The following is a 14,972-nucleotide window of genomic DNA, read 5'->3' on the forward strand; positions in this document are numbered from 1 at the left end:
TGGGGTTCGTCATCAATCTGACGCCGCTGATATCAGCGGCGTTTTTTGTAGGTATCATTTAAAGGCACATCAATTAACCGATAACCTTTAACCAAATGACGCCCATATAACTGTCGCCACAAGAATAGGGCAAACAAACTTCACATACGCTGGCCAAATTTTACCGAACCAGCCCAATTGAAAGTCTGGATTACCGAGTTCAAGCTCTTTAATTTTTGAATGTCGATTCCACACCCATCCACCAAACAGGCAGAACATTAATGCAGCTGTAGGCTGTAAATATTGGGTCGCAACCATGGCTACCAATCCAAACAGCTCACCAAAATTAAAGACAATCACGACACTAAACAGTGCAATTAAACCGCCTAATATCCAGCTTGTGGTGCTGCGTCTTGATTCCAAACGTTCACTCACCAAAGCAACTGGGCACTCCAGCATAGAGATAGATGACGTGAGCGCTGCAATCGTAAGAAGTAAGAAGAAAATGATCGCAAATAGCTGACCAAGCAAACCAAGGCTTTCAAACATCAAAGGCAAAACAGTGAAAACTAAGGTATCGGAGCTCAGTAAAGAGCCATCTTCTGCATAAATCTGTACGCCTTTTTGCATGGCAACGAACATCGCAGGCAAAACGACTAAACCAGCGATGAAAGCGACTGCGGTATCCACCAGCGTGACATTCATTGCCATTTTGGGCAGGTTTTCTTTTTTACTCAGGTATGAGCCATAGATGAGCATCGAACAGCCACCAATCGTCAGTGAGAAAAAGCCTTGTCCCATTGCCGCAAGAATCAGTTTTCTATCCCAAATTTTTTCGAAGTCAGGAATCAAATAATGCTTAAGCCCTTCTACCGCCCCCGATTGCATCATGATGTAGACGAAAAGCAATGCAAACAAAACAAACAGCGCGGGCATTAATCGAGTCGACCATTTTTCTATCCCCTGCTTAATCCCACCTTGAACAATCAAAATAGTCAGAACATAAAAAACCAATGTTCCAAACAGGTTTCTTTCAACGCTAAAGCCTTTAAACCATTGAGCTACGGACGCAAAACCGAATAGCTCGGTTATCGCCCCCAGTAAGAAACAGATTAACCACCCACCCACGATGGAGTAAAAAGCAAGAACGGCACTAGGTACACTAAGACCAATCCAACCGACCAAACCTCCGACTTTTTTACCGATCGGGTTCCCTGTAAGCGACTTCATACTATCGACAGGGTTGGCTTGACCATGACGCCCTATCGCCATTTCAACAACCAGCATAGGAAAAGCCACGACGAGGATCATGAAGAGGTACACCATTAAAAATGCACCGCCCCCGTTACTCGCAGCCTGAGTAGGGAAACCCCATATGTTTCCAAGACCTACCGCTGCGCCGGCCGCAGCCAACACGAAACCCAATCTCGAACCAAAATTTTCTCTTGTATTTGCCATACTACGTTACTGACACACTTACGAACTAGTTGACTAGTACAATAGTGTTTTACACAGGCAATAACAAGAGTAAGCAGCAGTAATACCCAATCAAACGCACAAATTACAAACAATTGATCTGGGAATTTAGAATTGCATCGAAAAGTATTCTTTTTCAGACTACGACTAAAAATACACATGAAATTTTCCGAATAAAATAAGGTGAAGTGCCTCGAAAACATACTGAAACTCAAGAGCATCAGAATATTTCTCTGTGATATTCAATCTAGTTTTGCAATTAATTCAATATCCTAACAATGACATTGTTTAACTCTCCGTCTAATAAATAGAGACTTTGTGCGTTTATAAATTAAGCACTTTATACCCAAGCAACCTCTCAGAAATGACGTAAGTCGTCATATTTGGCTGCTTGAGCAAGTTCTGGGGGCAGTTGTATATCCCCATACTTTTTAAGACGGGAGAAGAAATGAAAAGAACAATTATCAGCGGAGCAATACTGTCCGCTTTAAGCTTGACCGGCGCAGTTCAAGCGGCAACGGTCGATTGTAGAACACTGCCAGTTTGGCAGCCAGATGGTGCCTATTCTACTGATGGAAAGGTTCAACAAGACAACAACGCGTATCAGGCTAGATGGTGGTCGCAAGGAAATTCACCAGCGACTCACTCTGGTGACTGGCAAGAATGGAAATGGCTAGGAGCGTGTGGTGGTTTCAACGCATCTCCTGAAGTGAGCATTACATCGCCACTCAACAATGCGCAGCTAACAACAGGTCAAGTCATTGGTTTGCAAGTCAACGCCTCCGACATTGATGGCAGCATCGCGCAAGTCGAGTTTTTCTTATCTGGTGTGAGCTTGGGTGTCGCAACAGCGGAACCTTATACGCTGAATTGGACGACTGAGACAGGTAGCCACACGATTTCTGCCATTGCAACTGACAACTTAGGTGCAACGAACGAATCATCAGTTCTAGTACAGGTAGCACCAGCAGGTGGTTTGGTTGCACCAAGTATCGATCTCATATCTCCAACAGGTTCTGAGTCTGTCACTCAAGGTGACGTACTAACGCTATCCGCTAATGCAGCAGATACCGACGGCACGGTTACGCAAGTAGAATTCTATGTGGACAGTAACCTTGTTGCGACAGACACAGCAGCGCCATTTGAACATAGCTGGACAGCTATAGCTGGTGCGCATACTGTTTCCGCTAAGGCAACAGATAACGACAACCTTTCAACAGCTAGCCAAGAGGTATCTGTGAATGTGAAGTCGCCGTCCTCTGGTGGTTGTGCTGATACTACGCCTTATGTTGCAGGCACTGCATACAGCGCAGGTGCATTGGTCGAAAATGCCAATCAGAAATACCGTTGTGACGTTGCAGGTTGGTGTTCGTCTAACTCAGCATGGGCATACGAACCTGGTGTGGGTGAATACTGGAAAGAAGCATGGACTGGGCTAGGTGCATGCAGTGCAGCCCCAGAAGTCACTTTAACAGCACCTTCTACTGGTGATGTTATTCTCGCTGGCTCAACCGTAGCGGTAAATGCGCAAGCAAGTGATGCAGACGGAAACGTAACGCAAGTTGAATTCTTTGCAAACAACACAAGTTTAGGTATTGATACTCAAGCACCATACACCGTTAATTGGCAAGCAACGGCTGTAGGTGAAACCACAGTGAAAGCCATCGCCACTGATAACGGTGGTTCAACAGGCGAAGCAAGTGCTTTGGTTACCGTGAGTGACCAACCCGTTGTTACCCGACTCACTTCTCCGGCAAACGGAAGCACCGTTGGCGTCGGTAAATCAACGGCAATCAGCGCGGACGCAACCAGCTTAACAGGTACAGTTCAAAGCGTTGATTTCTTGGTTAATGGCTCTGTTATTTCATCGGATACTACTGCACCTTACAGCGTAAATTGGACACCGGCTGCAATCGGTAACTACACCCTAACTGTTATTGCCAAAGATTCCTCTGGAAACAGCGCGGTTTCATCCGGTGTTACTGTTAATGCGGTTGAGCAAATCGCCAAGAAGCATAATCTTATTGGTTACTGGCATAATTTTGTGAATGGTTCAGGCTGCCCACTTCGTTTGGCTGATATGTCAGAGCGATGGGATATTATTGACATCGCATTTGCAGATAACGATCGCAACAGCGACGGTACTGTTCACTTCAACTTGTATTCAGGCGATATCCACAGTTCTTGCCCTGCACTCGATCCAGCTCAGTTCAAGCAAGATATGGCAGCGCTGCAAGCCAAAGGGAAAATCTTTGTTCTGTCACTAGGCGGAGCTGAAGGGACTATTACCTTAAATACCGACCAAGATGAAACCAACTTTGTGAACAGCTTAACAAGCATCATCAAAGAGTGGGGCTTCGACGGGTTAGACGTTGACTTAGAAAGTGGTTCAAACCTATTACATGGCTCTCAAATACAGGCTCGTTTAGGTCGTGCTCTTAAAGCGATTGAAGCGAATACGGGTGGCGATATGTACCTCACAATGGCGCCTGAGCACCCATATGTTCAAGGCGGGATGATCGCGTACACTGGTATTTGGGGTGCGTACATTCCGGTGATTGACCAAGTGCGTGACACTCTAGACTTGCTTCATGTTCAGCTATACAACAATGGTGGTTTGCCTAACCCTTACATGCCCGGCGCTGCACCTGAAGGCTCTGTCGATATGATGGTAGCCTCAGCAAAAATGCTGGTTGAAGGGTTTAAACTGGCTGATGGTACTCAGTTCGCTCCGCTGCGTGACGATCAGGTAGCCATTGGCTTGCCATCAGGTCCTAGCAGTGCTAACTCAGGTCAAGCTCCAGTACAAAACATCTATGATGCGCTCGACTGTCTAATTAAAGGCACGAAATGCAGCACGGTTGTGCCTGCTAAGCTGTATCCAAGTTTTGGTGGCGTGATGACATGGTCTATCAACTGGGACCAGCACGATGGCTTCAACTTCTCTGTGCCTGTTGGTAATAAACTAGACCAACTGAATGCAGGACAATAGCGATTCGCTGAGTCAGCACAGGTAACTAAATAGAGAAAGGGGAGCTATTCGCTCCCCTTTGTTGTCTGTTTTGTAGTATTGAAAGTATTAGATTAAGAATACTGGGTAGTCTTTTAGAGCTGGTATTTTCTCATGCAGTTTTTGTTCTTCACTCGCCACATCTTTTAGCTGTTCACAGTATTGCTGAGCTTCTTTGCGAATCTCCTCCGATTGCCCTTCAATCTTTTCTTTCAGCGTGTCTTTTAGTGAACCCAATTGCTTTTGTAATTCAGTAAAATTAATGCCGCCTTCCGTCTTCATTTTTTCAGACAAAGCCGAAAATGCACTGGAGAAAAACTCCCCATTAAACTTTTCCATCGCCCCATCAAAGTCTTTTTTCCAATGACTGAAGGCATCACCAAACGCATTTTCCTTAAGAATAAATTCACCGTCTTGGTAGTAGCGAGATTCTAAGTCAGTGTAAAAATCATCGATGGCAGATTTCACATTATTGAACGCTTGACTGTCGTTAAAACTGGCACTGACATCATCAACAATATCTTTTGCGAGATCCGCACCATTATTAGCAATGTCTTTGGCTCTTGGCACATACTCGTTCATTTTCTCACGATATGAATCTACAGCTTTATGCTGCCATTCATCAAGCGCCAACTTCTCACCGTTGATAAAGACATTATTGTCCTTATCTATAAGAACTTTTGCTTCCCCTTGTTGATAAACTTCAACTCGGTTCCCATCTAAATGGACCTCATTTTCGACATCTACCTTACATTGCGAAGCATGTGAGTAAGTACTTATTGTTAGCAGTGCTAACCCTATCCATTTGATATACATAGTCACCTCAAAATAGACCCATGTTCAATTTTTGCTAACAGAATAATCAAGCTAACAAAGTTAATGGGTGAATTGTCAGTAATTTGTTATAACAGCTCAACGACTTCAAAGTTGCTCTGTTGATTTCCAGCCAATAATTGTATTTCATCGCCCAGATACTTTCCTTTCAACTGCTGCCCTAAAGGTGCTTGTAATGTCACACTTGCTATCGACTCACCATTGAATTCGACACTCGTTCCACCAGCCGTTGGGGCGATAAAATACCAGCTCTCATTTCCATTAAGATCGTCAAGTTTTACCAAAGCCGAAACAGCAATCGGCGTGTCCTCATCAAATTCTCGAAGCACTAACTCAGAATAAAGCCGAATGTTCTCTTCACACTCAGCGACTCGCTGCGCTTGTCCGTGAGCAAGATATGCCGCTTCTAATGCCAACGTATCGTACTTATGTTCTGGTACCGTTTCTTCATCTGTTGCGGATTCAATAGCCGTTTGAGCCGCACTTAGCGCCGTTTTATGTATGCGCTGCAATTCATCTAGAAATGCCTGCCGAACCTCAGACTTATTCATATTTTTTATTCACCAAACTTAAAACCGTTAGAAACGTATATCTGTTAAAAACCAAGATCTGTTAAAGCTTAGATCTTTTAGAAACTAGAGGCTGTTAGAACTTTAGGGTCTGTTAGAATAGCCGGATTGATACAAAGAGGGGAAGGTTTTACATGGTCGATCAGGCTATTCGCCAAAGTTTGCAGCACGTATTCGGCTTTAACGAGCTAAGAAAAGGTCAGAATGATGTAGTGAATCACGTTCTGCAAGGTCATTCTAGTGCGGCGATTTTTCCGACTGGTTCAGGTAAATCCCTTTGCTACCAGCTGCCCGCCTTGCACCTTCCCCACTTAACTTTGGTGATCTCACCACTATTAGCATTGATAAAGGATCAGCTTCAGTTTTTAAAAAGTAAAGGCATTGAAGCCGAATCCATCGATTCAACCCAAGACAGAGAAACCACTCAACGCATCATGCAATCTGTCCGAAATGGGACAACTAAGATACTGATGATTTCAGTTGAAAGGTTGAAAAACGAGCGTTTTCGTCAATTCATTTCACAAGTTCCCATCTCTATGATGGTTGTGGATGAAGCGCACTGTATCTCTGAATGGGGGCACAACTTTCGCCCTGACTATTTAAAGCTGCCTCAATACCAACAAGCGTTGAACATTCCGCAAGTGTTGCTGTTAACCGCTACGGCCACGCCGCAAGTCATCTCAGATATGCAGAGTAAGTTCGCCATTCAGCCGGAACACATCACCATTACGGGGTTTTATCGGTCTAACCTGCATTTAAATATTCAAACTTGTCTTGCCGAAGATCGATTGGAAAAGTTGGCAACCATTATCAATGGCTCGCCTTCAGAACCCACTATTGTTTATGTCACTTTACAGCAAACGGCTGAACAAGTTGCTGGGTTCCTACGTAATCACGGGGTACAGGTTCAGGCTTACCATGCCGGTTTAAAAAGCGAAGATCGCGAGCGTATCCAGCACGCTTTTATGCAAGGTCATGTCCCTTGTATCGTCGCTACCATAGCCTTTGGAATGGGGGTGGATAAAGCCGACATTCGCCGCGTTATTCATTTTGATTTGCCAAAGTCTATCGAAAACTACTCACAAGAAATTGGTCGAGCGGGTCGAGACGGACAAAGCTCCCAGTGTATTTTGCTTGGTGACAAATCGGGGTTAACAGTATTAGAGAACTTTGTATACGGCGATACACCCGACGCTCATTCCATTCAAATGGTCATTGAGCAAATATACGAACACTCAGACGAGTGGAGCATTATGCTTAATAGGCTTTCTAAAGAGGTCAACATTCGTCAACTCCCGTTAAAAACCTTGCTGGTTTATCTTGAGCTTCAAGGCGTCATTGAACCGCGGTTTACCTATTTCGCAGATTACCGATTCAAATTAAATGTCGATCAACAAGCGATTTTCCAGCGATTCCAAGGGGAAAGGAAACAGTTTGTGGAAGCGATTTTCCAATGCTCCCCCAAAGCTAAGACTTGGCATACATTGGATTTTGACGCTTTATGGCAAGGTTACTCAGCAGAACGAAGCCGAGTGGTTTCTGCCTTGGACTACTTTCATGAAAACGGTTGGATTGAGTTGGAAAGCAAACAAGCAACCGATGTTTACCGTGTACTGGATACCCAAAAATCACCCCACGAATTAGCCGAGCAAATGCACCTTTTGTTCGAGCAAAAAGAAGCCAGTGAAATCAATCGAATTCGGGAGATGGTCGCCTTCTTTGAAGACAGTCGATGCTTAAGCCAACAACTTGCTCGCTACTTTGCCGATGAAAATGCCCCAGAAAATTGCCAACACTGCTCAGTCTGCAACGGGCATGTTGCCACCCTGCCATCTTCAAATTTCGCTGAATACGAACGAGAGAATATCCCAAATTGGATCGCACCTTATCAACATGCGATGAAAGACCAAGCCACACCCAAAGCTTTAGCGCGCTTCTTATGTGGTATCACCACACCAGAATCGACACGACTTAAAGCAAGGCAAATGGAAGGATTCGGTCGGCTGGAAAGCACCCCATTTAGTGAGGTTCTAGAGTTAGTAAAATGCAATTAGGTGTGTATTAGATTCAAAAGAAGCTGAGCTGTCTGGCTTCTTGCTCGGGTTTGAGCATAACACTCAACCCGAGTAAACGAATCTCTCTGCCTTTCTGACGTTGCAGCACTTTTTCTAATAAACCACGAAAATCTTCCAGCTCTAATTCACCATGAATATGCTCTATCGTGGTTTGCTGAAAATCAGCAAATTTCATTTTTATACCTTGTTTAATGATCGCTTTTTCTGGTGAAGCTTTCACTAAACGATGTTCTAATTCAGGGAAGAGTTTGTTTGCTATCACCTTCCAACACTCATCAAACGTACGAATATTCTTAGAAAAAGTACGCTCGACACCAACCGATTTACGTTCGCGCTCAGTAACCACATCTCGATTATCAATACCTTGGCTTCGCTTCCATAGCGACGCTCCTAGGCGACCAAATTGAGTCAGCAGTGAGCGATAATCCGATTCACGAATATCTCGGCAAGTAAAAAATCCCGCGTTATTCAGCTTTTCTAAAGATACTTTTCCCACACCGGGAATTTTATCAAGTGTCAGTGTATCAATCGTTTCCTGAACCTTATCTGGCGGGATCACGCACAAGCCATTGGGTTTGTTAATGTCAGATGCAACTTTCGCTAGGAATTTGATAGGTGCGACGCCTGCAGAAGCCGTTAATTTCAATTCATTCCAAATGTCATAGCGAATCGCCTCCGCTATTAATGTGGCACTGCCATGAAGAACTTGAGTTTCAGTAACATCCAGATAGGCCTCATCAAGTGAGAGAGGTTCAATGATTGACGTATACCGCTCAAAGATTTCGCGTATTTTTCGTGAGGTATCAACGTAAACTTGCATTCGCCCTGGCACCACTAGCAAATTAGGGCAGAGTTTTAAAGCCTGCCCTGTTGGCATTGCTGATCGAATACCAAATTGACGCGCTTCATAATTACACGTACTCAGAACACCGCGTTGCTTTTCACTACCTCCAACAGCAAGAGGTCGCCCCCTATAGGAAGGGTTATCGCGCATTTCCACTGCGGCATAAAAGCAATCCATATCCACATGAATTATTTTTTTCATCGCATCATTTGCCATTGCTCAAATGCTCTCACATGAAACACTGTATAAAAAATCAGTATAATAAAAGTCTGAAGCATGGCCCAGCACTTACCAAACTCTCCTGACAAATTTTGGCAGTTCAAAAAGCTTAGCAATTGTATATTCTGTCTCATCCTTTTTACGACATTGGAAATAAAATGTTTTTTTATGGAAGTACTCACTTTTGTGATTAGACTTAACAAACAGGTCATTAAAGAATTAGAAGAAATATGGAGCGCTGGTGCTAAATCGGATTTTGGTTGTCGAGGATAGTCGAGCCTTTCGTAATTATCTTAACTCGCAACTTAAGCAAATTGGTTTTGAGGTTGTCTTAGCCGAGTCTCTAGAAGCGGCAAATAACATAATAAGCCAAGATACTGACTTTCTATGTGCTGTATTAGATTATTGCTTACCCGATGGTCCTGACGGGGAAATCATCGATCTCGTTTTATCACACAAGATCCGTGCGATTGTGCTCACGGCGCAGTTTAATGACAGTATCCGTGAACATGTTATTGCCAAAGGTGTACTCGATTACATCACGAAAGACAGCAGTGCTTCTGTATCCTATTTGATCCCACTTCTAAAGCGTTTAATGGCGAACCATACGCACAAAGCATTGGTTGTCGACGATTCTATTACCGTGAGAAACCACGTAGTATATCTCCTTGAGCATCAATACATTGACACTTTACAAGCAAATGATGGTCAGCAAGCGATAGATATATTGGCAGAAAACCCCGACATCACTATGATCATCACCGATCATGATATGCCGAATAAAGACGGTATTACCATGACTAGGGAAATTCGAAACCAGTACGATCGTAACCACTTGGCTATTCTTGGTCTGTCGGGTAATAACGACCGCACAATGACAGCCCGATTTCTAAAAGCGGGCGCTAACGATTTCCTCTACAAGCCTTTCAACCAAGAAGAATTCTATTGCCGTGTCCAACACATTCTAGACATGAAGGACGCCACTGATGAACTTTATCGCATTGCTAATCAAGATGCGTTAACTGGGCTTTGGAATCGTCGCTACTTGTTCAATGAGAACAATAATAAATGTTATGATAATCGCAATATCGCCATGATTGATATCGATTTCTTTAAGAAAGTGAATGATACCTATGGTCACGATGGCGGCGACAGAGCACTGGTTACTGTGGCGCAAATTATATCCATCTACTTCAAAAATGAAATTGCGGTGAGATTTGGTGGTGAAGAGTTCTGCATTCAACATTGTGGGGATTATCAAGAATTCCAAAGCCGCCTAGACAACATGCGTCAGCGAATAGAGAAAACGGCTGTTCAATACGAGGATTTGCAAATTCATCTAACAGTCAGTATTGGGGTTAGCTCTGGAAATGAAGAGCAAAATCTAGAAAAAATTATTCGGGATGCTGACGACCTATTGTATCAAGCAAAAGAAGAAGGTCGAAACCGCCTCGTTGCACGCTAATCTACGCCTACCATTTCTATATATACGGATCACTCAAAGCGGCAAAATCACTTCAAGCTACATACCCCCTCTAAACAAAGCACGCCATGCGTTTAATCATCAGCTCAATGGTTTATTGCACGAAATCCAAAGGGTTAACAAAATACTCTTCATACCCAGCCCTCGGGATCATGTGTGCAAGGCGATTCAAATAGTGCGAGTCCCCTAGCCTATCAGTTCGAGGTCTTTTCCCTAGCCCCGATCTGAATGGAGTTTCATTGTGTGGAAAAAAGTCACGATTCTAACCATTAGCACCCTTTTAATTTCTTACTCTTCGATTGCTTTTTCCAAGCCTTTAAATGAATTTTTCTCCGCAAAAGATAATGGAGCACAAACAGTTGAAGAATTCTTAGAACACGATGATCTTTGGTTCGACATTTTAGACAATAAGTCTCTAGCTAAGATCCAAAGCGTCGCCTTGTATTTCGAGGGTAAAGCCGTAACGGACGAAGAAAAAACAGAGCTGCTCAAGCTGACATCAATCCTAACTGCCAAAATGAAAAACAATGGGATCAAAGTACGCAGCTGTATCGAATGTGGAAAAACACAAGTCAACCTCTCTGCCTCCAACGTAAAGTTTAAGCATGGACTTTCAAGTAATGATGAACTGCGGAAGCTCGGAAAGAAAATACGTGTCGACGCCTTTCTAACGTGGCGAGCACCTCTTAGCGACAATACTCACAACATCACGATGTCACTAGTTAGTACTCAAAATAACGAAGTGGTGTGGACGGGAAACTTCGATATAAAGGAGGATCCGGATGTAATCGCAAAGAAAAATGTAAAGGAGAGCGGGGTCGGCGTCGCTCTTGGTTACATTGGTATCAACGGTACTTCAACTGATGGTGAAGACATACAAAATGTAACGGACCTTTCTATACGTTACTACAGCGGGCACACCCCATCAGAACGCGCTCACTTTGCCTTTATCGGTAACTATTTTCGCAACTTTGACGGTAGTACAAATTTCTCGATTCAAGGCTTTGGTGCAGAAGCAAGAGCACTGTATGCGATTACCGATGATTGGTTATCTGTTTACGCGGGTTCGGGCTTTCAGTTTGTTGAGAACAAACAAAAAATCGCAGTACGTGCAGGGCTAGAACTGTCACCACCACGAAATGCCTTCTTTACTCAAGGAGATATTTTTGTCGATCTCGGTTTGATGTACATCAGCAAAGACACCTTTGAAAACGGCACATGGGGCGGCAACCCTGCCTTCGACCTAACGTTAGGTGTGAGGTTTTAATCCATGAAGAATACAATCCTTTGTGCTTGTCTATTTTTGCTGACAAGTACCGCTTGGGCTGAATCAGCATCTCAACCAGAAACTCAACAACGAGTTGCAATGAAAGATGGAAAGATAACCATACACATGCAGGGCAACCAGTATGAATCAGGTGTGCAATTTGATTTGTCTGATCCGGATATGGTGTTAACCATCGAAACAGACAGTGCTGAGCCCATATACACCAACGAGTCTCAGAAAGAGTCATCATTTCCTCTTCCTGAGGAAGCTGCCCCACCGACTGAAGATGACGTACCCTATCAAGAAGAAAATGGAGAGAAGTCTGTATCTCCATTCAATGAAGCGAGGTCACTCGCACTCAAATTAGAAGCTCAAGAAAATGCAGTGAAAGGAGATTTTAATGCCGCACTGACTCTACTTGAACAAGCCCAACCACTAACAGAAACACCAGAAAACATTCTAGCGACAAAGGGGAGTGTTCTTTACAAACTGGGCAAAGTAGAAGATGCCATCATTGCTTGGCAACAAGCGTTGAAGCATAACCCTGACCTTCCTGAAGTAAAACGAATGATGAAATGGCTGGAAAAATAATGATGAACCCATTAGTTAAATTTGCCTTCATTCTGCCTTTTTGTATATCTGGCTTGAGCATCGCGCAATCATCCAGTGAGATCCAAGCGCTTGAATTCTCAGCGAGATTAGAAGCGCGTATCAATGATGATATTGAACGCATCATAGGACCCAACAAGCATGTCTTGACCATTCAATCGGAGTTCGTACTAAAGGGGAGTACAGGAAATTCGGAAATCAACGCACCTGCAGCTAATGTACCTGCAGCCAATACAACCGAAACTAAAGCCGATCAAACTGGAGCACCTCAAAGAACGACAACCATTGCCGCACCTGTTCGAAGAGTACCTGAATTCGTCCCTGAACTGCCTGGATTAAGCGGCATACCCGCCAAAGAGAACATTGAGGTTCCAGTTCAGCCCATAGCTCAGCCAGCGCCTTCCCCCCAGCAAAATACGCCTGCACCCGCCCCAACGGCTAATATCAGCAAAAACCAAAGGGAAGCCAAACCTCTCTCTACTGAAATCAACAAGTTGTCCGTAACGCTATTATTGGACGAAAAAGTGAGCAGCGAAAATGAGCAGCTCCTTAAAAAACTTCTGATTCAAAAAGTGGATTACAACCCACTTAGAGGCGATTCGCTGGACATCATCCGCACTGTCTTTGAGGTTCCCAACAACGACAGTACTCAAATTCAGGAGAGAGCATTTTGGCAAGATTACGTTTGGCTAGCGCTCATTGCACTTGGCTTAGCGGTACTGACTCTAATCATTATGGTTATTCGTTCTCGCTCAACAAAACCAGATAGTGATGCTCAAAACGCTCCTCATCCTGCATCTCCAGTGCAAACAGAGCCCTTAATTTCTCATCAGTATTATGAACACGAGGCGTGTCGCCAAGAGTTAGTAAAATTCAGCTTAAGCGAGCCCCATCAAGTCGATCAGGTCATTAAAAAGCTCAGTTTGAACGAACAAAATCTGCCTATGTTTGCTTGCGTCTATCAAGAGCTTGGGAGAGCAATGTTCACCACGATGTACCCTAGCCTGACTTCTCAGATACCTAGCTATATAAGTTATTTGGAACAAAACCCAAATGATCGCGAGCAAGTAGCCAAACACGTTGCAGCTTTCAAGCAACTTCTTGTCGACTCAAACCCTCACGCACATTCAACCCGCAAGTCACAACCATTTGATTTTCTCGAGACCCTGTCCATCAACCAAATCCGCTGGCTGTTGGAGAATGAGCCTGAGCGTATACAGGCTATGGTGATTAGCCAACTTTCTTCCGAGAATTCTGCAGCGCTGCTTTCTCTATACCCAATGGAACGTCAGGCTGAATTGGCTATGGAAATCGCAAGGTTAGACACTCTGCCTATGACTGCTTTTAATGATGTTGCTTCTTCATTGGCGACGAAAGCGCAATCCATTCCAGACTTTAGAACGCTACCTACCGACGGTCCTTTTGTTTTGACTCAAATCCTCGATGGGTTAAGTATCACCAAGCAAAACGACCTATTAAGCCAGTTAAAAGAAACCTCTCCGGGTGCTTATGTACAACTAAAACAACGTTTTTATAGCTTTGATGATATTTGGCGAACACCGACACAAATCATTAGCAATCATATCCGAAACCTTGACGCCCAAACGCTTGCTTATGCCTTTTCAGATATGCCAGTGGAACGCGTAAAAGCGCTAATTTCAGGCTGCCCAGACCGCTACGTAAATATGGTAATCAGTGAGTTAGAGATTGCAACGGACGTCAACGAACAAGATAGAAACGCTGCAAAACAAAATATTGTGAGAGTCATGCGTCAAGCGTTAGAAGAAAATAAGTTTAAAATGAGTGAGTTAGAGGGGCTAGTCTAATGTCTTTGAGCACCATTACGGGATGGCTGTTTTCTGTTGCAGTATTAATGACTGCTGTAGTATCAAGCACCGACAATTATTGGCTCTTTGTGAGTGTTTCCAGCCTTCTTATTGTTGCAGGGGGGACATCAACTGCGGCTTTAATTAGTTACTCTTATCCCCTTTTCTTTAAAGCTATTCAAGCGGTTATAGCCAGCTTGTTTGATGGTAGGAATGAAACCAAACTGAAGCACTCTTCTATCGTTCGCTCACTAGAATGGAACAAGGTGTATCGCATCGAAGGCATTGCTGGCTTGGAGAAAGCCTTAACGAATAAAGAATTAAAAGACCCTTTCATTGCAATGGCCATAGAACTATTAGGGACGGGATACAAAGGGAAGGCACTTCGTAACTTGCTTGATGAAAGTAACGAAAGCCAGCGAGTGCAGGAAGCACAACCCGCCAATGTGTTGAGTACCATGGCAAATTTCTCTCCTGCATTTGGCATGATAGGCACACTGGTTGGGTTGATTGTTATGCTGGATAGCTTAGATGGGGACATGGCTACCATGGGGAAAGGGCTGGCGATTGCCCTACTTACAACGTTATACGGCACTCTACTTGCTCAGGCTTTGTTCAAACCGTCAGCAATCAATGTTAGGCGTAAATCTGACGACAATTTTCACCGTCGAGATATGCAGATCCAAGCCTTTGTGATGATGACGGAAAAGCAGCCTGATTTGCACATCAAAGACTCAATGAACAGCTATCTCCCTCCCAAGAAACGTCTGGAATCCTAGTT

11 protein-coding genes are annotated in these 14,972 nt (G+C 43.9%); 7 read left to right on the forward strand and 4 right to left on the reverse strand.

Features of this window, described 5'->3' with window-relative positions; translation table 11 throughout:
* Positions 1 to 87 precede the first annotated feature (87 nt).
* Complete coding sequence (locus CW749_RS15205) at positions 88 to 1,437, reverse strand: sodium-dependent transporter (protein WP_101113121.1); 1,350 nt, start codon at positions 1,435 to 1,437, stop codon at positions 88 to 90.
* Positions 1,438 to 1,903: 466 nt separating this feature from the next.
* Here CW749_RS15205 and CW749_RS15210 point away from each other — a divergent pair, with 466 nt between their 5' ends.
* A complete protein-coding gene (locus tag CW749_RS15210; protein ID WP_101113122.1) occupies positions 1,904 to 4,447 on the forward strand; it encodes an Ig-like domain-containing protein in 2,544 nt (847 codons plus the stop codon).
* A gap of 87 nt (positions 4,448 to 4,534) precedes the next feature.
* Here CW749_RS15210 and CW749_RS15215 read toward each other — a convergent pair whose 3' ends face one another.
* Both CW749_RS15215 and CW749_RS15220 read right to left on the reverse strand, forming a co-directional pair.
* Positions 4,535 to 5,281: a YggN family protein gene (locus tag CW749_RS15215; protein ID WP_101113123.1), complete on the reverse strand. Its 747-nt coding sequence runs from the start codon at positions 5,279 to 5,281 to the stop codon at positions 4,535 to 4,537.
* A gap of 86 nt (positions 5,282 to 5,367) precedes the next feature.
* Positions 5,368 to 5,850: a transcription elongation factor gene (locus CW749_RS15220; protein ID WP_101113124.1), complete on the reverse strand. Its 483-nt coding sequence runs from the start codon at positions 5,848 to 5,850 to the stop codon at positions 5,368 to 5,370.
* A gap of 152 nt (positions 5,851 to 6,002) precedes the next feature.
* On the opposite strand from CW749_RS15220, the gene CW749_RS15225 reads away from it, so the two are divergent.
* Positions 6,003 to 7,922 carry a RecQ family ATP-dependent DNA helicase gene (locus CW749_RS15225; protein ID WP_101113125.1) on the forward strand — a complete coding sequence of 640 codons (1,920 nt, stop codon included), beginning with the start codon at positions 6,003 to 6,005 and terminating at the stop codon, positions 7,920 to 7,922.
* A 13-nt stretch (positions 7,923 to 7,935) separates the two neighbouring features.
* On the opposite strand, the gene dinB is transcribed toward CW749_RS15225, so the two are convergent.
* Positions 7,936 to 9,003, reverse strand: coding sequence for a DNA polymerase IV (gene dinB, locus CW749_RS15230; protein ID WP_101113126.1), 1,068 nt, complete (start codon positions 9,001 to 9,003; stop codon positions 7,936 to 7,938).
* 244 nt (positions 9,004 to 9,247) lie between these two features.
* On the opposite strand from dinB, the gene CW749_RS15235 reads away from it, so the two are divergent.
* The 5 genes from CW749_RS15235 to CW749_RS15255 all read left to right on the forward strand — a co-directional run bounded on the left by CW749_RS15235 (position 9,248) and on the right by CW749_RS15255 (position 14,970).
* Positions 9,248 to 10,471 carry a diguanylate cyclase gene (locus CW749_RS15235; protein ID WP_101113127.1) on the forward strand — a complete coding sequence of 408 codons (1,224 nt, stop codon included), beginning with the start codon at positions 9,248 to 9,250 and terminating at the stop codon, positions 10,469 to 10,471.
* Positions 10,472 to 10,730: 259 nt separating this feature from the next.
* Positions 10,731 to 11,756, forward strand: coding sequence for a hypothetical protein (locus CW749_RS15240; RefSeq protein ID WP_101113128.1), 1,026 nt, complete (start codon positions 10,731 to 10,733; stop codon positions 11,754 to 11,756).
* 3 nt (positions 11,757 to 11,759) lie between these two features.
* Positions 11,760 to 12,347, forward strand: coding sequence for a tetratricopeptide repeat protein (locus CW749_RS15245; protein WP_101113129.1), 588 nt, complete (start codon positions 11,760 to 11,762; stop codon positions 12,345 to 12,347).
* Positions 12,347 to 14,191 carry a FliG C-terminal domain-containing protein gene (locus tag CW749_RS15250; protein ID WP_237322462.1) on the forward strand — a complete coding sequence of 615 codons (1,845 nt, stop codon included), beginning with the start codon at positions 12,347 to 12,349 and terminating at the stop codon, positions 14,189 to 14,191. Before CW749_RS15245 ends, CW749_RS15250 begins: the two co-directional genes overlap by 1 nt.
* On the forward strand, positions 14,191 to 14,970 hold the full coding sequence (locus CW749_RS15255; RefSeq protein ID WP_101113131.1) for a MotA/TolQ/ExbB proton channel family protein: 780 nt from the start codon (positions 14,191 to 14,193) through the stop codon (positions 14,968 to 14,970). The genes CW749_RS15250 and CW749_RS15255 overlap by 1 nt, the downstream gene beginning before the upstream one ends.
* The last annotated feature ends 2 nt before the right edge of the window (positions 14,971 to 14,972 follow it).

Source organism: Vibrio sp. vnigr-6D03, assembly GCF_002835515.1.
Classification (GTDB): domain Bacteria; phylum Pseudomonadota; class Gammaproteobacteria; order Enterobacterales; family Vibrionaceae; genus Vibrio; species Vibrio penaeicida.

Bases quoted from the DNA above. Each gene is read 5' to 3' on its own strand.
- CW749_RS15205 (WP_101113121.1), bottom strand. From the start codon at position 1,437: ATGGCAAATACAAGAGAAAATTTTGGTTCGAGATTGGGTTTCGTGTTG.
- CW749_RS15210 (WP_101113122.1), top strand. From the start codon at position 1,904: ATGAAAAGAACAATTATCAGCGGAGCAATACTGTCCGCTTTAAGCTTG.
- CW749_RS15215 (WP_101113123.1), bottom strand. From the start codon at position 5,281: ATGTATATCAAATGGATAGGGTTAGCACTGCTAACAATAAGTACTTAC.
- CW749_RS15220 (WP_101113124.1), bottom strand. From the start codon at position 5,850: ATGAATAAGTCTGAGGTTCGGCAGGCATTTCTAGATGAATTGCAGCGC.
- CW749_RS15225 (WP_101113125.1), top strand. From the start codon at position 6,003: ATGGTCGATCAGGCTATTCGCCAAAGTTTGCAGCACGTATTCGGCTTT.
- dinB (WP_101113126.1), bottom strand. From the start codon at position 9,003: ATGGCAAATGATGCGATGAAAAAAATAATTCATGTGGATATGGATTGC.
- CW749_RS15245 (WP_101113129.1), top strand. From the start codon at position 11,760: ATGAAGAATACAATCCTTTGTGCTTGTCTATTTTTGCTGACAAGTACC.
- CW749_RS15250 (WP_237322462.1), top strand. From the start codon at position 12,347: ATGATGAACCCATTAGTTAAATTTGCCTTCATTCTGCCTTTTTGTATA.
- CW749_RS15255 (WP_101113131.1), top strand. From the start codon at position 14,191: ATGTCTTTGAGCACCATTACGGGATGGCTGTTTTCTGTTGCAGTATTA.